At 69.8% G+C, this 19,902-nt stretch carries 16 protein-coding genes; 5 read left to right on the forward strand and 11 right to left on the reverse strand.

Annotated elements, in window-relative coordinates:
* Positions 1-91 precede the first annotated feature (91 nt).
* Genes gatB through gatC form a run of 3 tightly spaced genes read right to left on the reverse strand, consistent with a single transcriptional unit; the run spans position 92 to position 3,389 of the window.
* On the reverse strand, positions 92-1,600 hold the full coding sequence (gatB, locus tag ABZU72_RS20135; protein ID WP_355020597.1) for an Asp-tRNA(Asn)/Glu-tRNA(Gln) amidotransferase subunit GatB: 1,509 nt from the start codon (positions 1,598-1,600) through the stop codon (positions 92-94).
* Complete coding sequence (gene gatA / locus ABZU72_RS20140) at positions 1,597-3,093, reverse strand: Asp-tRNA(Asn)/Glu-tRNA(Gln) amidotransferase subunit GatA (RefSeq protein ID WP_355020598.1); 1,497 nt, start codon at positions 3,091-3,093, stop codon at positions 1,597-1,599. The genes gatB and gatA overlap by 4 nt, the downstream gene beginning before the upstream one ends.
* A complete protein-coding gene (gene gatC / locus ABZU72_RS20145) occupies positions 3,090-3,389 on the reverse strand; it encodes an Asp-tRNA(Asn)/Glu-tRNA(Gln) amidotransferase subunit GatC (protein WP_355020599.1) in 300 nt (99 codons plus the stop codon). Before gatC ends, gatA begins: the two co-directional genes overlap by 4 nt.
* Positions 3,390-3,479: 90 nt before the next feature.
* Between gatC and ABZU72_RS20150 the strand changes: the two genes are divergently transcribed.
* From ABZU72_RS20150 to ABZU72_RS20160, 3 genes are read left to right on the forward strand one after another with little or no spacing between them, the layout of a single operon-like run.
* Positions 3,480-4,064, forward strand: coding sequence for a TetR family transcriptional regulator (locus tag ABZU72_RS20150; protein WP_355020600.1), 585 nt, complete (start codon positions 3,480-3,482; stop codon positions 4,062-4,064).
* The gene (locus ABZU72_RS20155) at positions 4,061-4,843 is read left to right on the forward strand and encodes an ABC transporter ATP-binding protein (RefSeq protein WP_355020601.1); all 783 of its coding nucleotides are present in this window, start codon (positions 4,061-4,063) and stop codon (positions 4,841-4,843) included. Before ABZU72_RS20150 ends, ABZU72_RS20155 begins: the two co-directional genes overlap by 4 nt.
* Positions 4,840-5,640: a hypothetical protein gene (locus ABZU72_RS20160; RefSeq protein ID WP_355020602.1), complete on the forward strand. Its 801-nt coding sequence runs from the start codon at positions 4,840-4,842 to the stop codon at positions 5,638-5,640. Before ABZU72_RS20155 ends, ABZU72_RS20160 begins: the two co-directional genes overlap by 4 nt.
* 4 nt (positions 5,641-5,644) lie before the next feature.
* Here ABZU72_RS20160 and ABZU72_RS20165 read toward each other — a convergent pair whose 3' ends face one another.
* Both ABZU72_RS20165 and ligA read right to left on the reverse strand, forming a co-directional pair.
* The gene (locus tag ABZU72_RS20165) at positions 5,645-7,912 is read right to left on the reverse strand and encodes a glycosyltransferase (RefSeq protein WP_355020603.1); all 2,268 of its coding nucleotides are present in this window, start codon (positions 7,910-7,912) and stop codon (positions 5,645-5,647) included.
* A 25-nt stretch (positions 7,913-7,937) separates the two neighbouring features.
* Complete coding sequence (gene ligA / locus ABZU72_RS20170) at positions 7,938-10,043, reverse strand: NAD-dependent DNA ligase LigA (RefSeq protein WP_355020604.1); 2,106 nt, start codon at positions 10,041-10,043, stop codon at positions 7,938-7,940.
* A gap of 243 nt (positions 10,044-10,286) precedes the next feature.
* On the opposite strand from ligA, the gene ABZU72_RS20175 reads away from it, so the two are divergent.
* Positions 10,287-11,702, forward strand: a complete 1,416-nt coding sequence (locus ABZU72_RS20175; protein WP_355020605.1) for a hypothetical protein — start codon at positions 10,287-10,289, stop codon at positions 11,700-11,702.
* Between the two features lie 6 nt (positions 11,703-11,708).
* Here ABZU72_RS20175 and ABZU72_RS20180 read toward each other — a convergent pair whose 3' ends face one another.
* Genes ABZU72_RS20180 through ABZU72_RS20195 form a run of 4 tightly spaced genes read right to left on the reverse strand, consistent with a single transcriptional unit; the run spans position 11,709 to position 16,130 of the window.
* Entirely contained in the window at positions 11,709-12,806 is a 1,098-nt protein-coding gene (locus ABZU72_RS20180) for a hypothetical protein (protein WP_355020606.1), read from the reverse strand.
* 9 nt (positions 12,807-12,815) lie between these two features.
* Complete coding sequence (locus ABZU72_RS20185; RefSeq protein ID WP_355020607.1) at positions 12,816-13,814, reverse strand: methionine synthase; 999 nt, start codon at positions 13,812-13,814, stop codon at positions 12,816-12,818.
* Positions 13,811-14,911 (reverse strand): tRNA 2-thiouridine(34) synthase MnmA, encoded by a 1,101-nt coding sequence (gene mnmA, locus ABZU72_RS20190; RefSeq protein WP_355020608.1) that lies wholly within the window; start codon positions 14,909-14,911, stop codon positions 13,811-13,813. Before mnmA ends, ABZU72_RS20185 begins: the two co-directional genes overlap by 4 nt.
* A gap of 25 nt (positions 14,912-14,936) precedes the next feature.
* On the reverse strand, positions 14,937-16,130 hold the full coding sequence (locus ABZU72_RS20195) for a cysteine desulfurase family protein (protein ID WP_355020609.1): 1,194 nt from the start codon (positions 16,128-16,130) through the stop codon (positions 14,937-14,939).
* Positions 16,131-16,211: 81 nt separating this feature from the next.
* Here ABZU72_RS20195 and ppk2 point away from each other — a divergent pair, with 81 nt between their 5' ends.
* Positions 16,212-17,102: a polyphosphate kinase 2 gene (gene ppk2, locus ABZU72_RS20200; protein ID WP_355020610.1), complete on the forward strand. Its 891-nt coding sequence runs from the start codon at positions 16,212-16,214 to the stop codon at positions 17,100-17,102.
* 4 nt (positions 17,103-17,106) lie between these two features.
* On the opposite strand, the gene ABZU72_RS20205 is transcribed toward ppk2, so the two are convergent.
* Both ABZU72_RS20205 and ABZU72_RS20210 read right to left on the reverse strand, forming a co-directional pair.
* Positions 17,107-17,922 carry a phosphotransferase gene (locus ABZU72_RS20205; protein ID WP_355020611.1) on the reverse strand — a complete coding sequence of 272 codons (816 nt, stop codon included), beginning with the start codon at positions 17,920-17,922 and terminating at the stop codon, positions 17,107-17,109.
* A 631-nt stretch (positions 17,923-18,553) separates the two neighbouring features.
* The gene (locus ABZU72_RS20210) at positions 18,554-19,816 is read right to left on the reverse strand and encodes a DUF222 domain-containing protein (RefSeq protein WP_355020612.1); all 1,263 of its coding nucleotides are present in this window, start codon (positions 19,814-19,816) and stop codon (positions 18,554-18,556) included.
* Positions 19,817-19,902 lie beyond the last annotated feature (86 nt).

A 19,902-nucleotide genomic window follows, 5' to 3' on the forward strand; every position in this document is an offset into this window, starting at 1 on the left:
CGCGACGGTGAGGCCGCCGGTGCGGCGCGAGGCGATGCGCATCGCCGGCAAGCTGGTCACGACCGACGACATGGTCGAGGTCACGTGGGTCCTAGGCGAGCTTCTCCAGGATCAGCTCGCGGACGCGCTTGGCGTCGGCCTTGCCGCCGGTCGACTTCATGACCGCGCCGATGAGGGCACCGGCCGCGGCCTGGTTGCCGCCGCGGATCTTGTCGGCGACCGCGGGCTGGGCGGCGATGGCCTCGTCCACGGCGGCGCCGAGCGCACCGTCGTCGGAGACAACGGCGAGACCACGGGCGTCGATGATCTCCGAAACCGTGCCCTCACCTGCGAGAAGACCCTCGAAGACCTGGCGGGCCAGCTTGTCGGTCAGCGTCTTGGCGTCGACCAGCTTCTGCACCTCGGCGACCTGCACCGGAGTGACATCGAGCTCGGCGAGCTCGACGCCACGGTCGTTGGCGCTGCGGGAGAGCTCGGCCATCCACCACTTACGGGCGGCCTGTGCGGAGGCTCCTTCGGCGACCGTCGCCTCGATCAGCGACAGAGCACCGGCGGCCCAGACGTCGCGCATCTCCAAGTCGGAGTAGCCCCACTCGACCTGCAGGCGGGCCCGCTTGTCAGCGGTGCGCTCCGGCAGGCTCGCCCGCAGCTCCTCGACCCACTCGCGCGACGGCGCCACCGGGACGAGGTCGGGCTCGGGGAAGTAGCGGTAGTCGTCGGCGTCCGACTTCGGCCGGCCGGCCGAGGTGGTGCCGGTGTCCTCGTGGAAGTGGCGGGTCTCCTGGAAGATCGCCTCCCCCGCGTCGAGGATCCCGGCGTGGCGCGACATCTCGAAACGTACGGCCCGTTCGACCGAGCGCAGCGAGTTGACGTTCTTCGTCTCGGTGCGGGTGCCCAACGTCCCGGAGCCCTTGGGCGACAGCGACAGGTTCACGTCGCAGCGCATCGAGCCCTGGTCCATGCGTACGTCGGAGACACCCAGACCCAGCAGGATCTCGCGCAGCGCGGCGACGTAGGCCTTCGCGACCAGCGGTGCCTTGGCACCAGTGCCGAGGATCGGGCGGGTGACGATCTCGATCAGGGGGATGCCCGCACGGTTGTAGTCGACCAGCGAGTAGTCGGCGCCGTGGATGCGGCCGGTCGCGCCACCGATGTGGGTGGTCTTGCCGGTGTCCTCCTCCATGTGGGCGCGCTCGATGTCGACTCGGTAGATCTCCCCCTCGACCTCGACGTCGAGGTAGCCGTCGTAGACGATCGGCTCGTCGTACTGGCTCGTCTGGAAGTTCTTCGGCATGTCCGGGTAGAAGTAGTTCTTCCGGGCGAACCGGCACCACTCCGCGATCGAGCCGTTGAGCGCGAGGCCGATCCGGATCGCGCTCTCCACGGCCTTGGCGTTCACGACCGGCATCGAGCCGGGCAGACCGAGGCAGGTCGGGCAGACCTGGGAGTTGGGCTCGCCGCCGAACGTCGCCGGGCAGCCGCAGAACATCTTGGTGTTGGTGTTGAGCTCGACGTGCACCTCGAGCCCGAAGGCCGGGTCGTAGCGCTCCAGCACCTCGTCGAAACCGACAAGACCCAAAGAATCAGGCACAGCGGTCATCGGGCCACCTCCAGCTTGTCGATCGAGAGCACCGGACCGATGGCGCCCTCGAGCGCGGCACCGACGCGGTAGAGACGGGCGTCCTCCAGGACCGGGGCCAGGAGCTGTACGCCGACGGGCAGCCCGTCCACGTCGGAGACCCCGGCCGGGACGGAGATGCCGGGCGTGCCGGCCAGGTTGGCCGGGATGGTGGCCAGGTCCTGCATGTACATGGCCAGCGGGTCGTCGAGCTTGGCGCCCAGCGGGAACGCGGTGCTCGGGGACGTCGGCGAGACCAGCACGTCGACCTGCTCGAAGGCCTTCTTGAAGTCCTCGATGATCAGCGTGCGGATCTTCTGCGCCTGACCGTAGTAGGCGTCGTAGTAGCCGCTGCTCAGCGCATAGGTGCCGAGGATGATGCGGCGCTTGACCTCGTCGCCGAACCCGGCGTCGCGGGACGCCTTCATGACGTCCTCGGCGCTCGGGTCGCCGTCAGGAGTGACCCGCAGGCCGTAACGCATCGCGTCGAACTTGGCCAGGTTGGAGGAGCACTCCGCCGGCAGGATCAGGTAGTAGGCCGCCATCGCGTGCTCGAAGCTCGGCGTGGAGACCTCGACGACGTCGGCACCCAGCTTGGTGAGCAGGTCGACGGACTCGTTGAACTTGCGCATCACGTCGGGCGCCCAGCCCTCGCCGGCGAGCTCCTTGATGACGCCGACCTTGACGCCCTTGAGGTCACCGGTCGCGCCGGCACGGGCCGCGTCGACGAGCCCGGTCACCGGGGTGGTCGTCGACGTGGAGTCGAGCGGGTCGTGGCCGCCGATGAGCTCGTGCAGCAGGGCGCTGTCGAGGACCGTGCGGGTCACCGGACCGACCTGGTCCAGCGAGTTGGCCAGGGCGACCAGGCCGTAGCGGGAGACGGACCCGTAGGTCGGCTTCACGCCGACGGTGCCGGTGACGGCACCCGGCTGGCGGATCGAGCCGCCGGTGTCAGTGCCGAGCGCCAGCGGCGCCTCAAAGGCGGCGACGGCCGCGGCCGAGCCACCACCGGAGCCGCCGGGGATCCGGTCGAGCTTCCAGGGGTTCTTCGTCGGGCCGTACGCGGAGTGCTCGGTGGAGGAGCCCATCGCGAACTCGTCCATGTTGGTCTTGCCCAGGATCGGCAGACCGGCTGCCTTGATCTTCTTGACCACGGTCGCGTCGTAGGGCGGGACCCAGCCCTCGAGGATCTTGGAGCCGCAGGTCGTCGGCAGGCCGGTGGTGGTCAGCACGTCCTTGACCGCGATCGGTACGCCGTCGAGGGCATGCAGCGCGTCACCGTTGGCCCGGCGCGCGTCGGAGGCGGCGGCCTGGGACAGCGCGCCCTCGGCGTCGATGTGCAAGAAGGCGTGGACGTCGCCGTCGACCGCGGCGATCCGGTCGAGGTGGGCCTGGGTCAGCTCGACCGAGGTGGTCTCACCGGCGGCAAGGGAGTCGGCCAGGTCGGCGGCCGACTTCAGAATGAGGTCACTCACTGCTCGTCCCCCAGGATCCGCGGCACCGAGAATCGCTGGTCCTCGACGGCAGGCGCCCCGGAGAGCGCCTGCTCCGGCGTCAGGCACGGGGTCACGACGTCCTCACGGAAGACGTTGGTCAGCGGAAGCGGGTGGGAGGTGGCAGGCACGTCGTCGCCGGCAAGCCCCTGGATCGAGGCGACGGACTCGAGGATCACCTGAAGCTGCGGGGCAAGGTGATCGAGCTCGGCGTCGCTGAGGTCGATGCGGGCGAGGTCGGCCAGGTGCGCGACCTCGTCGCGGGTGATTTCTGGCATGCGCACATCCTAGGTGTCAACGGCCCCAACTCTCACGTCGGTAAGCCGTGGCAGTTGCCACTCCATAATGTTAGTGACTAACATTATGGAGTGGTCACTTCCAAGACGCTCCGAACCAGGGCACGCATCCTCGATGTCGCCCTGGATCTGTTCGAGCGCCAGGGGTACGACGCGACGACCGTGAGCCAGATCGCCGAGGCCGCTGGCATCACGCAGATGACCTTCTTCCGCCACTTCCCCACAAAGGACGCGGTGCTGGTCACCGACCCGTACGACCCACTCATCGCCGAGGCGGTCGGGGCACAGCCGCTCGGGCTACCGCCGCTCCACCGGGTCCGAGGCGGCTTCCTCAGCGCCCTCGCCGGGATCGCCGAGGTCGAGGACGCCACTGCCCGTCGGCGCGTCGCGATCGTCGCTCGCCACCCGAGCCTGCGTGCGGCCGTCGCCGTGTCCACCCAAGACACCCAGGACGCGATCGTCGAGCGGCTGACCGCTGACGGCGCTCCGCGCCTCGACGCCGTCATCACGACCGCGGCCGTCCTCGGCGCGGTGACGGCGGCGCTGATGTCGTGGGCAGACCCTGACAGCGTCGCCCTCGAGGACGATTCTTCGCTCGAGGATCTCGTACGTCACGCCCTGGACCAGCTCACGCCGGCGCCCGGCGAACGACCATGACCGCGCTACGCCTCGACTCCGTCAGCCACTCCTTCCTGGCCCACCCGGCCCCGTGGGCCAGGCACCGCACGGGCGGGGCACGCTTGGCGCTGGACGCTCTCTCCCTCCACGTGGATCACGGCGAGGTGGTCGCGATGATCGGCCTCAACGGTGCCGGCAAGACGACCGCGCTGCGCGCGCTCGCCGGCAGGCTCCGCCCCGACTCCGGCACCGCGGAGATCCTCGGTCACGAAGCTGCAGACCTGCCCCGTAGCGTCGCGGCACGGTTCGGGCACGTGGTCGACGCACCACTCGTCTTCGCGGATCTCACCGTGACGGAGAACCTTCGGGCCGCTGCGCGCCTGCACGGTTGTCACGCCGACCGGGTCGAGGAGCTGGCCACCGCCGCCAGGAACCGCCTCGGTCTGGATGCGTGGGCCGACGTCCGCGCACGCGCTCTCTCCCAGGGCAACCGGCAGCGTCTCGGCATCGGGGGCGCCACGATCCACACACCGCGCGCGCTGGTGCTCGACGAGCCCACCAGCGCCCTGGACCCGCGTGGGGTGGTGATCGTGCGGGAGCTGGTGCGGGACCTGGCGGCACAGGGCGCGGCCGTCCTGGTCAGCAGCCACCATCTCGACGAGGTGTCCCGGATCGCCGACCGCATCGTGGCGGTCCACGCCGGCCGAGTGGTCGACACCTTCGACCCCAGCGGCCCCGATCTCGAGTCGCGCTTCTTCGCGAGCGTGCTCGCAGCCGAGCGCGAGGAGCCCCGAGCCTCCAGCAGAGGAGAAGCATGATTTCCGGCCTACGAGCAGCCCTGCAGGTCGAGGCACTGCTGCTGCGCCGGTCGGTGGTCCTCCGGATCGCCGTACCGGTGCTGGTCGTGCTCGTCCCGTGCGGCAGCTTCGGCGCCGTGGCCCTGGCGCGCTCCGACTACGGGGTCGGCGCCACCGCGGCGAAGCTGGCCCCGTACGCCACCGGCGACCCGGAAACCACCGTGATGGTGGCGCTCGCCCAGATCCTCAGCGTCGCGGTGCTCACCGCCGGCGGGTTCGCGACGGCATGGGCATTCGGGCAGCCCTTCGCCGACGGCACCGCCGGTGCGTCCTTCGGTCTGACGGTGCCGCGCACCACCATCGCGCTGGCCCGCTGCCTGGTGATCCTCGCGAGCCTGGCGGTGGTCGTGCTCGCCGCGACGTTCGTCGGACTGGCCCTCGCTGCGCTGGCCGGCGCGACCCTCGCGACGGGACCGCCGAGCACCTCGTCGGGACTCGGCCAGGCGACCGTCACCGCGTTCGCCGCCGGGATGCTCGGCATCGGACTGGCGCTCCCGTTCGCCTGGGTCGCGACGGTCATCCGGAGCGCGTTCGGCACCGTCGGCGTACTGATCGCCGTGATCGCCGCCACGCAGGTGATCGTCCTCCTGGGCGCCGGCTCCTGGTTCCCCTACGCCGCGTCGTCGCTGTGGACCGGCATGGGCGGGCCGGAAGCCGCCGCGGCCGTCGGCCTGCCGCAGCTGGCGCTGACCGCTGCCGTCGGCCCGGTCGCGGTGGTCGCCGTCGTACACGCCTGGCAACGCCTCACCGACGTGTAGCGGCCTAGGACGTCTTGTTCTGGCCACCGCCGTTGGACGGCTTGTCCGTCGGCCTGCCTCCGGTGCCGGGCCGGGTGGACGGGGCATGGGTCGGGTCGGCTGCCTGGGTGGGATCGGTGGCCGGAGTGGGCTCGGCGGCCTGAGTCGGCCGGTCATCGGGCGTGGTGGTGGCCTGGGTCGGCGTGTCTCCAGGTGTCGGGGTCGGTTCTGCGGTCGACGCAGGAGTCGGGCTCGGCGAAGGATCCGGCTCGTCCTTCGCGGCGTCGCGCGACTTCTTCTCCAGCGCACCGTGGACGTCGCCGACCTCGGGTACGTCCGGGCTGCCCACGGGCGCCGCGAGCGCGACCAGTCCGGCGAGCATCACCGAGCTGAAGGCGAGCACCAGTCCCCCACGCCGAGCAGCGGGAGCCGCGGCGGCGCTCCATGCCCAGATCCGCTCGCGACGGCGTCGCAGGTCGGCGGGCAGGTCGCTGTGGATCGCCGCCCAGCTGTTGATCGGGGCCAGCCCGTAGCCGATCCCCTGGAAGCCGAGCAGCGCCGCGATGGCGAGCCCGGTCGCCCCGCCGAGTGCGCCGACCAGGACCGCCATGGCTAGGCAGGCGACCGCGGCGAAGGTCTCCACCAGGTTGCCCCGAACCACGTCTCGCACCCGCGGCTGCCCCTTGATCTTCGGCGTACGCAGGAACGTGCCCTCGCGCGAGACCAGCCCGAGCCAGGAGGCACGTGCGACGGTCGCCCCGAGCGCCAGCCACAGCCCGAAGGCACCGATCGCGTCGCGCCAGGAGGCCCCGCTGCGCAGGCGGACCAGTGCGATCGAGCGGGCCGCGCCGAAGAGCACCAGCGCGACGGCGGCGAACAGGAGGAGCCCCGAGAGGCGGCGTACGACAAGTCCCCCGCCCAGCATCAGGTCGAGAGCGCCCGAGATCAGGAAGAAGGTGAACAGGGCTCCGGCGAGGTCGCCGAACCACTGCAGCCCGCCGACGAGGTAGGCCCAGCGCTGCGCCAGGGTCATCTGGTTGTCCTCGGTGCGACGCCCGGGCATCAGTGAGCGCCAGTGCATGCGCAGGATCTGGATGCCGCCGAAGCACCACCGGAACCGCTGCTTCTTGAGCGTCTCGAAGGTCAGCGGCATCACGCCGCGGCCGTAGGAGCGGTCGACGTGCATGCCGTTGTAGCCCATCTTCAGCAGTCGCAGCGACAGCTCGGCGTCCTCGGTGATGCACCACTCGTCCCAGCCGCCGGATCGGACCAGGGCCGAGGCCCGGATCAGTCCCATGGTGCCGCCGAAGATGGCGCCGTTGCGCTCGTTGCGAGACACCTGGCTGACGTCGAAGAAGTAGCCGTAGGAGTGGTAGAGCCGGCGGAAGTACGCCGAGACGTCCCAGTCCCGGTAGTCCTGCGGCGTCTGCACGAAGGCCACCGACTCGTCGCTGAACAGCGGGGCGTTGTGGGCCAGGAAGTCAGGAGCGACGTGGTAGTCGGCGTCGACGATCCCGACGACCTCGGTGCGCGGGTTCATCCGGGTCAGCGCGTAGTTGAGCGCCCCGGACTTGAACCCCGGCCAGTTGGCCAGGTGGATGAAGGTGACGCCGTCGTACTGCTCGCAGAAGTCCTGCACCGGCCGCCACAGCGCGGGGTCGTCGGTGTTGTTGTCGATGACCAGGATCTCGTACGCGTCGTAGTCCAGCTCGAGCATCCGCTCGAGGGTCTCGATGACCATCTCGGGCGGCTCGTTGTGGGTCGGGACGTGCAGGCTCACGAAGGGCCGGCCCCAGCCGGGGTGGTGCTCGCCACGCGTCGGCCACCCACGCCAACGGCGCCGGGCGAGCACGTCGACCATCTCCCACAGGTAGCCCACGCCGATCACGAAGACGAAGACTTCCAGCAGCCACAACAGGCTCGACAGCGTCGTCGTCCACGCTCCGGGGTGGACCGTGACCGTCCACAGCCCCACATAGGTCAGGTAGAGCAGACCGACGTCGATGGTGAGCGCCCAGGCGACCAGGCCGCGTACGTCCCAGTCCCGCGCCGCGGGCAACCAGGCCGGCAGGGAGGCGCCGAGGACGACGCCCCCGATCGCGGCCCGGACGGCGTCCTGGCCGAGCAGCAGGCCGGCCCCGAGGGCGACCGCCGAGGTGAGGGTCGCCGCGAGGACCGCCGTGCCCGCGGAGAGCGAGCCGGTACGCGGCATACGGATCGTGAACAGAAGCACGGTCGCCGGGACCAGGAGGACCGCGGCGACCGTGAGGAGTGGGGGAAGGGCCTCGAGCACGAGGCCACACTATGGGGGGTATTTTCTAGCCGAGTCCAGCGGGTCCGGCCTCCAGCAGAACCTTGAACGCCGCCTCGTCGAGGATCGGCAGGCCGAGCTCCTCGGCCTTGGCCGCCTTGGAGCCCGCGCTCTCACCGACCACGACGTAGTCGGTCTTCTTCGAGACCGACCCCGCGGCCTTGCCGCCACGGCTGATGATCGCCTCCTTGGCGCCGTCGCGGGAGAAGTCCTCCAACGACCCGGTGACGACGATGGTCAGGCCCTCGAGGGTGCGCGCCACCGACGCGTCGCGCTCGTCTTCGAGGGAGACCCCGGCCGTACGCCACTTCTCCACGATCTCCTGGTGCCAGTCGACCTGACGCCACTCGACGATGGCCTCTGCGATGATCCCGCCGACGCCCTCGGTGGCGGCCAGCTCCTCCTGGGAGGCCGCCCAGATGGTGTCCAGCGAGCCGAACTCGGTGGCCAGCGCCCGGGCTGCGGACGGGCCGACGTGGCGGATGGAGAGCGCGACCAGCACCCGCCACAGCGGGACCTGCTTGCGCTCCTCCAGGTTGCGCAGCAGTCCCAGCGCGTTGGCGTTGAGCACCCGGTCGCCGGCCCCGGCCTCCTTCTCGGCCTTCTTCGCGGCCCGGGTGAAGAACGCCGTGGTGGCGAGCTTGGCCTCGTCGAGCGAGAAGATGTCGCCCTCGTTGGTGATCACCTCGGCGGCCAGCAGCGCGTCCGCCGCCTCGTAGCCCATCCCCTCGATGTCGAAGGCACCTCTTCCGGAGGCGAAGAAGACCCGCTCCCGCACCTGCGCGGGGCAGCCGCGGTGGTTGGGGCAGCGCAGGTCCTTGTCGCCCTCCTTCTGCTCGGCGAGCGTGGTGCCGCACGCGGGGCACTCGGTGGGCATCACCCACTCCGGCAACCCCTCGGGTCGCAGCGGCAGCACCGGGCCGAGGATCTCCGGGATCACGTCGCCTGCCTTGCGCAGAATGATGGTGTCGCCGGGGCGTACGTCCTTCCGCTTCACCTCGTGGGCGTTGTGCAGCGTCGCGCGCTCGACGGTCGAGCCGGCGACCTTGGTCGGCTCCATGACGCCGAAGGGCGTGACCCGGCCGGTGCGGCCCACGCCGACGTCGATCGCGAGCAGCTTGGCGTTGACCTCCTCCGGCGGGTACTTGTAGGCGATCGCCCACCGTGGCGCGCGGCTGGTCGAGCCGAGGCGGCGCTGCAGCGAGATGTCGTCGACCTTGATCACGACACCGTCGATCTCGTGCTCGGTGACGTCGTGTCGGTGCTCGCCGAAGTAGCTGATGAAGTCCTCGACCTCGGCGAGGCTCTTGAGCACCTTGACCCGCTTGGAGGTGGGCAGCCCCCAGGCCTTCAGGGCTTCGTACGCATGCGACTGGGCGACCGGTCGGAAGCCCTGCCGGGCGCCGATGCCGTGGCAGACCATCCCGAGCTCGCGGGTCGCGGTCACGCGCGGGTCCTTCTGGCGCAGCGAGCCGGCGGCGGAGTTTCGCGGGTTGGCGAACATCGGCTTGCCCGCGTCGACGAGGGAGGCGTTGAGCTTGTCGAAGGCCTCGATCGACAAGAAGACCTCGCCGCGCACCTCGACCAGGTCGGGCACCGGGAACTCGTCGGTGCCGGTGAGCCGGTGCGGGATGGACTTGATGGTGCGTACGTTCGGGGTGACGTCCTCGCCCGTGCGGCCGTCGCCGCGGGTCAGCGCCCGCACCAGGCGGCCCTTCTCGTAGAGCAGGTTGATCGCCAGCCCGTCGACCTTGAGCTCGCACAGCAGCTCGGCCTGGCCGGCGCCGTCCTTGGCGATCCGGGCATGCCAGCCGGTGAGCTCGTCGAACGAGAAGACGTTGTCGAGCGACTCCATCCGCTGCAGGTGGTCGACCGCGGTGAACTCCGTCGAGAACGTGCCACCGACCTTCTGGGTCGGCGAGTCGGGGGTACGCAGCTCGGGGAACTGCTCCTCGAGCTCGTTGATCCGGCGCCACTTCTGGTCGAAGTCGGCGTCGGAGAGCGTCGGGTCGTCGAGCACGTAGTAGCGGTAGCGAGCGTCCTCGATCTGCTCGGCGAGCTCCTGGTGCTCGTTCTTCTGCTCAGGGCCGGCGTCGGTCACGTCATCGTTCACGGGCACCATCTTGCCTGGTCCCGCCGACAATTTCCGACCACATACCCACCCGGGCGTTTTCGGCGTTTCACCAGCCCAAACGACTCTCAACGCCCTCAATATCGACGCAACCCGTCAACACCTGGGTGACGCGGCTCACGATGGAGGGTAAAGCAGGCTACCTTCCACCCCCGTCGGGAGAGGCGGGCCGACATCAATCCCCCAAGTGACCGCCTTGTGAGGTCTGCGGTGTTTTCTCGGCTCGTGGTGACGCTGTTGACGGCGCTCGCGCTTCTGCTGGCTCCGGTCGGCGCTACGCACGCGCTCGGGCTGGGGAGCGTGTTCTCCGACGCAGAGGTCGAGGTGTCGATCATCGAGCAGTCGAAGGACGGCGTGGTGCTCAATGTCCACGGCACCGACTACACCGGCAAGGATCCGGGCATCGAGATCGCGCTCAACCCGGTCGGCTACCGCGGATCGGGCACGAGGAGCACCTTCGTCAAGTCAGTCGTGATCAATCCCGACAACCCCGACGACTGGACCTACGCGTTCACTCTCGACGCCGCACAGGTCGCCGACCTCGACCCCGGCACCGACTACCAGATCATGACGATGCGCGGCGGTGGCCGCGACCTCTACGACTCTGCCGATTCGCGGGCGGTGGGCGTCCCCTTCGACTTCGATGCGCTCACTCAGCCCAGCAGCTCACCGACCCCGGAGGAGCCTTCGGACGACACGGGGTCCTCGGACGGCTCGGGCACGGGCTCGGGCACGGGCTCGGGTGGCGGTACGTCCTCGGGCCGGACCACAGGTGGCGACTCCGGCGACGGGGCCGGTGCCGGCTCCGGCGAGAAGCCGACGAAGAAGGCCTCCAAGAAGCCCTGGACCGCGCCCGAGGAGCCGCCGACGGTCAAGGGCCTGAACCTGACCGGGATCGACGACGCCTCCGTGGACGCCGAGGACGTGATCCATGCCGAGGCCTCCGGCTTCAAGCCCAACGAGACCGGCATCAGGGTCGTCGTCTACTCGACCCCGCTGGTGCTCTCGACCAGCGTCAAGGCCAACGGTCACGGCGTCGCGAAGTGGTCCGGCCGGCTTCCCAAGGACATCGGCCTCGGCAAGCACACCCTCACCTTCCAGGGCTCGGTGAACCGCGGGATCTCCTTCGTCGTGACCGGCACCCCGAGCGACGGCGAGTGCGTCCAGAGCGACTGCGCCCCGAAGACAGAGGCTGTCAAGCTGGCCGCACCGGCCGAAGAGGGCGGCGTCGGCCCGCTCACCTGGATCATCGTGGCCTCGATGATCGTTCTCGCGCTCGTGGCCGGTGCCGTCGCGATGCTCTCCGGACGCCGCAAGCGCGAGCAGGAGTGGGACGAGCCGGCCTACGCGCAGGCCCCGCGGTATCCCGCTGACCCGCGACAGGCATCGGGGCCCTACCCGGCCCACCCTCGCCGGCAGCCCCAGTCCCGACCCGAGCCTCCGCTCCCGCGCCGGCTACCCGAGGGCCAGGAGCCGATCCGGCGCCAGCAAGGTCCGCGCCAGCCAGGCCCGCGCCAGCCCGATCCTCGCCAGCCCGCTCATCGCCAGCCGCGGCCGCCCGAGTCGTTCGCACCGCCGAGCCAGCGGGGTCAGGCCTACGACAGCCCGACCTACGAGGGCCAGCGGGTCGCCGGACGCTGAGCGCGCTCAGCCGACCAGCGACTCACCCCGGCTGGCGGTCTCGGCCGCAACCGTCGGCCACAGCGTCTCCAACGCCACCTCGAGCCCGGACAGGACCGGGTCGAGGTCGTCGCCGGGGAACGGTGCGGGCGCCTGCTGGCGTACGACCGCACAGAAGGCGGGCAGGTCACCCTCCGCCTCATGGCAGCGGACGGTCTCGGCCGACCCATCGGTCCAGCCGTCGTAGCCGTCGGTGTCGCCCTTGGAACAGGTGAGGGTCGAGGGGCACTTCCGCTTCCCGGCGGGCAGGTTCGGGGCATGGACCGCCGTGACGGTGCCGCCGCCGGGGGTGGTGCCGACGACGCCGAAGGCACCCTTGCCGTAGGCCGAGACGTCGGCCTTCTCGAAGGAGTCGATGTCGGCGTACGCCTTGGTCTCGAGCAGTCCCGCCGCGATCGCCCCGGCAGTCAGAGCGACCTCGTCGGTGCCGTTGGCACCCTCCGAGGGAAAGCCGCTGACCTGCGCCTTCGTCATCTTCATGGTCGTCTTCGTGCCGAGGCGCGGGTCGGTGACCAGAGCGACCAGATCGTCCACGCTCACCTCGAGATCGAGCTTGCGGGGGTCGCCGGTGATCTTCTCGCCAACGTACGCGGCCCGGCGCTCCACTCCCCCAGACGCATGCGAGACCATCAGCTGACCGGGGGTGCCGTCGTCGGTGGCGAGGTCCCAGGCGACAGTCGAGGTGCCGGTAGCGGCCTTCATCTCGACACAGCCCGACATGCCGTCGTGGCACCAGGTCGAGAGCAGGTCGTCGTCGACCGCGCCGGCCTTGACCTCCAACGAGTGGTCGGCTCCCCACAGGAGCACGGTGCCGACCTCGTCCTGCTCGAAGTAGACGTCGCCGCCCTCGAACGCCTCCGGCTGTACGGGCACGCGCTGGAGCGTGATCGCCGCGATCGCCTCGGGGGTCGCCGGCTGGTTTCCGGGCCTCAGATCGGCCGGGTCGATGCTCGCTGCTTGCGTAGGCCTGGGCTTCTCGTCCGCGTCGTCCGCCTGGCGCACCTCATTGCCACAGCCGGCGAGCAGAAGAGCCGCGGCCAGAAGTGCCGTCCCCCGTTTTTGCATGAGGGGAATCTACGCCAGGTGACGCGCGCTTTCGGTGAGGATTCGCAGGACGGTGCGAGCCCATCGCCCGTCGGCGCCGGCGAGGCCGCACGCGGGCGTCAGCACGATGTCGTGGGCAGCATCCAGGCCGAGCATGTCGAGCCAGCGCTCCACGGTCTCGGTGACCGACTTGTCGGTGGGCGCGGCACCCGCAGGAGCGATCGAAGGGACCACGCCGAGCGCGACCGTGTCGCCCGCCTCCAGGGCCGTGGCCAGCTCGTCGTGGTCGGCGGCGGTGAGCTGGGTCAGATCGACGCTGATCCCCGTCGCCCCGGCGTTGCGGAGCAGGCCCAGCGGGGTCCCGGGTGCGCACGAGTGCACCCACGGGATCGCCCCCTCCTCGGCGATCGCGCCGAGGACCCACTCCAATGCCTGGGAGGCCTCGGGAAGGTCGATGCTGCGGTGCTTGCCGAACCCCGAGGCGGTCGGCACCTGGGCGTTGAGCACGGCGCTCAGCGCCGGCTCGTCGACCTGGACGACCAGCGTGTCCGCGCCCGGGAGGCGACGGCGTACGTCGCGGATGTGGGTGCGTACGCCGTCGGCCAGCGCCTGCGCCAGGTCACGCCGGGCGCCGTGGTCGGCGAGCAGCTTGTCACCACGCGGCCGCTCGACGGTGGCGGCGAGGGTCCAGGGTCCGGCGACCTGGATCTTGAACGCGCCGCCGCCGGAGGTGAGCGGAGAGTCCTGGACCAGCTCCTCGACGGTGTCGAGGTCCTGGGCGAGCAGGCTGCGGGCACGCCGGTGGTCGACCCCGGCGGAGCCGGAGGTGCCGGTCAGGCGCCAGCCCGCGGGCTGCAGGTCGGCGTCGAGCCCCTCGAGGACCGCCAGCGCCCGGCCGGTCATGTTCGCGATCGCGCCACGCGCGGGCAGCTCGGGAAGGTGCGGCAGGTCGGTGAGCTCGCCGAGCACGACGCGGCAGGCCTCTGCGTAGTCCTCACCAGGCAGCGACCCGACTCCGGTAGCTCTCACGCGAGAGCCACCCGGCGGGTGTTGGAGATGGTGACCGAGCCGACGACTCGGGTGCCTTCGTAGATGACCGCTGCCTGGCCGGGCGCGATGCCGTAGGCGGGGTCGAGCAGCTCGATCTCGGCCCCCTCGGGGACCACGGTCACCCGGGCCCGGTGCTCGTCGCCGTGCGCGCGCAGCTGGACGGTGCCCTCGAGGACGCCCTCGGGCGCACGCCCGGCCCACCGTGGCCGGATCCCGGAGAGGCCGTCGACGGCCAGGTGCTCTCGGGGCCCGACGGTGACCGTGCCGGAGACCGGCTCGATGTCGAGCACGAACCGCGGCTTCCCGTCCGGCGCCGGCTTGCCGAGGCGGAGGCCCTTGCGCTGCCCGATCGTGTAGGCGTACGTCCCCTGGTGCTCGCCCAGGACCTCACCCGTCTCATCGACGATGGGCCCGGACTCGTTGGGCGCCCGGTCGCCCAGCTTCTCGCGCAGCCAGCCGGCGTTGTCGCCGTCGGCGACGAAGCAGATGTCGTGGGAGTCGGGCTTGTCGGCGACGAGCAGGCCACGGCGAGCCGCCTCCTCACGCACCAGCGGCTTGGGGGTGTCGCCGAGCGGGAACAGCGAGTGCTCGAGCTGGGCCTGGTCGAGCACGCCGAGCACGTAGGACTGGTCCTTGCCGGCGTCGACGGCGCGGTGCAGCTCGACGAGCCCGTCGGCGCCGTTGCGAAGCGTCGCGTAGTGGCCGGTCGCGACCGCGTCGAAGCCGAGCGCGAGCGCCCGGTCCAGCACGGCGGCGAACTTGATCTTCTCGTTGCAGCGCAGGCAGGGGTTGGGGGTGCGCCCTTCGGCGTACTCCGACATGAAGTCCTCGACCACGTCCTCGTGGAAGCGGTCGGAGAGGTCCCAGACGTAGAACGGGATCCCGATCACGTCCGCGGCACGGCGGGCGTCGTTGGAGTCCTCGATCGTGCAGCACCCGCGGGCGCCGGTGCGGTAGGACGCCGGGTTGCGCGAGAGCGCCAGGTGGACGCCGGTGACGTCGTGGCCGGCCTCCTTCGCGCGGGCGGCGGCGACGGCGGAGTCCACTCCTCCGGACATCGCGGCTACGACTCTCATCCCCGTTCCCATCAGCAGAGTCCCATCAGCGCTGCAACCCCGCAGCCCGGCCGCGCTCGACCGCAGGCCCGATGGCCGCGACCAGCCGGTCCACGTCCTCGGCGGTCGTGGTGTGCCCGAGCGAGAAGCGCAGCGAGGAGCGCGCCTGCTCGTCCGACTGACCCATGGCCAGGAGCACGTGAGAGGCCTGAGGTACGCCGGCCGAGCAGGCCGCACCGGTCGAGCACTCGACCCCGGCGGCGTCGAGCAGCATCAGCAGCGAGTCGCCCTCGCATCCCGGGAACGCGATCTGGGCGTTGTTGGGCAGCCGGTGGCGGCCGAGCGGCGCGAGGGCCGGGCCGTTGAGGTGGGAGTTCGGCACGACCGCCAGCACCTGCTCGACCAGCTGGTCGCGCAGGACGCCGACCCTGGTCGCGTACGCCTCCTGCTCCTTGACCGCGAGCTCGACGGCGGCCGCGAAGCCGACGATGGCCGCGGTGGCGTGGGTGCCGCTGCGTACGTCTCGCTCCTGGCCGCCCCCGTGGACCAGCGCCGTCAGCTCGAGCTCGCGGCGTACGACGAGCGCCCCGGCGCCCACCGGGCCGCCGAGCTTGTGGCCGGTCAGCGAGAGCGCGTCGACGCCGCTGGTCGCGAAGTCGACCGGCACCGAGCCGACCGCCTGGACGGCGTCGGAGTGGACCGGGATGCCGTACTCGGCGGCGATCTCGGCGATCTCGGCGACGGGCTGCAGCGTGCCGACCTCGTTGTTGGCCCACATCACCGAGATGAGCGCGACCGAGGCGGGATCGCGCTGGATGGCTTCTTTCATCGCGGCGAGGTCGATGAGGCCGGTCGCGTCACACGCGACGAGCTCGACCTGGGCTCCCTCGGTCGACTCCAGCCAGTGCAGCGGGTCGAGCACGGCGTGGTGCTCGACGGTGGAGGCCAGGATGCGGGTGCGCGCCGGGTCCTGGCCGCGGCGTGCCCAATAGGCACCCTTGAGCGCCAGGTTGTCCGCCTCGGTGCCACCGGAGGTGAAGACGACCTCACCCGGCCGGGACCCGAGCGCCGCCGCGATCCGTTCTCGGGACTCCTCCAGCACCCGGCGGGCGCGGCGACCCGATGCGTGCAGCGAGCTCGCATTGCCGACCAGCGCCAGCTCCGCGGTCATCGCCTCGATCGCCGCCGAGGCCATGGGAGTGGTGGCGGCGTGGTCCAGATAGACGGTCCGGGCATTCATCGTCTACCAAGGTTACGGCCCTATGGCGATGCTTGCTGAAACGTCGACGCCCGTTCACCTCCCCTGCCTAAGGTCGTATGCATGTCCCAGGGATTCCGCGAGTACATCGACAACCTGATCACCGAGGGTCACACGATCGGCGAGGATCACGATGACGACCCCGTACTCCTGGACCCGGCCGGCAAGGCAGTCGACACCTGGCGCGAGAACTATCCCTACACCGAGCGGATCGCGCGCGAGGTCTACGACGAGCAGAAGTACCTTCTCCAGGTCGAGCTGCTGAAGTTCCAGCGCTGGAACGACCGCGTCGGCGGCAAGCACGTGCTGCTCTTCGAAGGCCGGGACGCGGCCGGCAAGGGCGGCACGATCAAGCGGTTCATGGAGCACCTCAACCCTCGCTACGCCCGCACGGTCGCGCTGTCCAAGCCGTCGGACCGTGAGTCGCAGCAGTGGTTCTTCCAGCGGTACGTCCAGCACCTGCCCACCGCCGGCGAGATGGTCCTCTTCGACCGCTCCTGGTACAACCGCGCCGGCGTCGAGCGGGTCATGGGCTTCGCCTCCGACGACCAGTACGAGCAGTTCATGCACCAGGTGCCGCTCTTCGAGCAGATGCTCGTCGACTCAGGCATCACGCTCACGAAGTTCTGGTTCTCGGTGGGACGATCGGAGCAGCGGACCCGCTTCATCATCCGCCAGATCGACCCGGTACGGCAGTGGAAGCTCTCCCCGATCGACGTGCAGTCGTTGGACAAGTGGGACTCCTACACATCCGCCAAGGAGGAGATGTTCCGCCGCACCGACACCGACTGGGCACCCTGGACCACGATCCGCTCCAACGACAAGAAGCGCGCCCGCCTCAATGCGATGCGCTACTTCCTCGCCCACCACGACTACGACGAGAAGGACCCAGAAGTCGTCGGCACCCCCGACCCCCTCATCGTCCAGCGAGGCATCGACGCCGTCGGCGACTGACCGATCAGCCCGGCCACGGGATGCGCCGCAAGTGCGCCTCGATGCTGTCCTCGAGCGCACCGGCGTCGTCCTCCGCCAACGGAAGAACCGACTTGTACGCCGCGACGAACGCCCCGCGCACATCCGCCGGTGTCGGACGCCAGTGGTGGTAGCGCGTGCCGAGCAGGACAGCGGCCTGAGCGAGGTCGTCCACCCGGCGGCGGTACGTGGTCTCCTCCAGATCCAGGACCGCCGCGATCTTGCCTCCTGACCAGAGGATGTTGGCCGACCTGAAGTCGTTGCCGACCAGCTGGGCGCCCGGTGCCGGCGGCTCGTCGGTGGGGATCAGCTCCGGGTAGTCGGCCATCGCCGCATGCATCCTCGCGAGCATCTCGCCCGCAGCCCTGACCTGGTCGGGATCGGTGATGTCCAACAGCTCACCATCGACCACCCGCTGCAGCCCGAGCGAGAACCCGTCGACCTCCACCTGGACCCTGCCGTCCCGAGCCGCCTGCGGCATCGACACAGGTATCCCACGCTCCCCCAGCCACGCCGTGAGTCGTGCGATCGCCGCCAAGCGCGCAAACACGCGTGGCCGCATCGACCACTTGGCGATCATCCGACAGCCGTCGACGGTGATCCACGCCAGACAGTTGGCATCGCTGATCACCAACCGCTCGCAGGCGGTCAGCTTCAGCCCCCAGTGCTCGGCCAGTACGCCGGTCACCCAGTCCGTCGCCTCGGCCGGGGAAGCGAAGCCGAACCGCTCGGTCAGCGCGGCATCTGGATCGGCCGACTCCCAGAGCATGCTGATCTTCGTCAGTTCTTCGGCTTCGGTCATGGGTCGCAGTCAAGCAGGCGGGGCCTGGCCGCCATTGGGTTTCGCGTGGTGCTCAATCTTCGATTGGCTGGGGCCGCCGACCCTTTCGGGGAGGGTGTTCTCAACGGCTCCCGGAGTAAAGGACGGCCTTCGGCCGCCGGCTTCGCCGGCCGCTTCGCGGTCCTTGACACCGGGCTCCGTCGAGAATTTTGGCTGTATATCGGGTCGGCGGCGGGGTTTGGCGCGGATTCGATTGGTTGCGTGCGGGCCCGGGATCTCTGGCCGGTGGCTCCTGGCGGCGGAGGGCCTCCTCGTGCTTTTACAAGACGATGACACTTTGTGAACGCTTCACAAGGTTTGCCCTGAGCGGGGCAGGCCAGGCACGCCACAAGATGCCGCCTCAGCTGACTGACCCAAGCCGCTCTTAGACGCTCCCACGGGGCGAATGGGCTGGGTCATCTGCTGGCGACGAGTACGCCATGGACTGGCAGCACCGCCAAATGCAGCGGCCTAAATGAGCCTGGACTACCGAAGAAGTCACAGACCAAGCGGCTGCCCCGCAGCAGTGGCACGACACGACGGCGCGCGAGGACAGATCAGCAAGTGTCGGGTGGTGGACGAATACGGGCGCGGCGGCGCCGGCGAGACCGAGTCAGGTGCGCCGGGTGAACCGGATCCGACCATCCGGAAGCCGCTCATATCCGTAGTTCGGGTCATGGATCCGGCGATGATCACTCGCACACAACAAGACCATGTTCGCCAAGTTGGTGAGTCCGCCTTCGGACCAAGGTTTCAAGTGATGAGCCTCGGTCCACGCGGCTGGGGCGTCGCAGTCCTCGGCCTGACAACACCTATCTCTTAGTCGAAGTGCACGGTGTTGGACCGGATAAGCCAACCTCGCTGTTCGACCGAAGTCGAGAATCTCGGAGTCAGTGCCGAGGACGACAGGGACGAGGTCTGCGTTGCAGGCCATCCGGCGGGCTTCGGCGGCGGTGATCTTGTCACCATCGAAGCCCAGGGCTGCGGTGCCGAGGTCCTTGCGGAGGTCCTCGACGCTCATCGTGATGAACACCGTGGTGCCATGGCCGCCATGGCGGGGCAGCTGGTCGACGTCGTAGGTCTCGACCACCCGGGCAAACGCCTGACCCAGCAGCCGGTCATAGGGCACTTTGCGGCCCTTGTCCTCGGCCGACAGCTTCCTCGGTTGCGCCAACGAGTCCAACAACGTGCGCAGCCGCATCCCGACCGCACGGGAGACACGGGCGTGGATGTCGACTGTGCCGTCGCCGTTGTCACGGGACGAGAAGAACGTACGCCGCTGGGCGTGCTCTTCCTCGCGCTGCAACGCCTTGGCTTCGGCGGCTTCGAACCGTTCTGGGTCGATCTCGCTCAGGATCCGTCGCCCGACGATCTTCAACTCGTTCGCCGTCAACTGGGTCGCGTAGTCAACCAGCAGCTTCTCAGCGAGAACCAGGTCCTCGCCGCTGGCGGCCGGATCTGTCTCGATCTGGTCGAGGGCTTGGGTGATCACCCGTGCCTTGTCCTGGGACACAACACCCTCAGCGAGGCCGGCGGCAACGAGTTCGTACTTGCTCACCGCAGCCGCGAGTTTCACCTGCGAGCGAGCGACGCCCTTGTCAACCAACAGCTCGGTCCGCATCCACCCCGACGCATCCTTGGCGCCGGTCTCCTCGGCGATGTCGCCGGCCGTGGCGAGCACCCGGAGCTTCAGGGCGGCCTGTTGGGCTTGGAGCATCTCCAGCCGCTCGAGGAGGTCTTTCTTCTGCCCGGTGCGCCAGTAGGCGGGATCTGTTGCCAGCAGGTCTTGGAGGGCGGTCTCGATGGCCTTCAATGCAGCGTCGATCGCGTCGCCGGGGTTGGTGCCCCAGGGGTTGATGTCGCGGCCGAGACTCATCGCCGCCCCTCCCTTCAAAGAGGTGTTGTGATGGGTCTGATTCTACGCCTACAACCCTTCCATAGCCATCTATTTTCCCAGTTCAA

This window comes from Nocardioides sp. NPDC004968, assembly GCF_040608935.1.
GTDB lineage: Bacteria > Actinomycetota > Actinomycetes > Propionibacteriales > Nocardioidaceae > Nocardioides.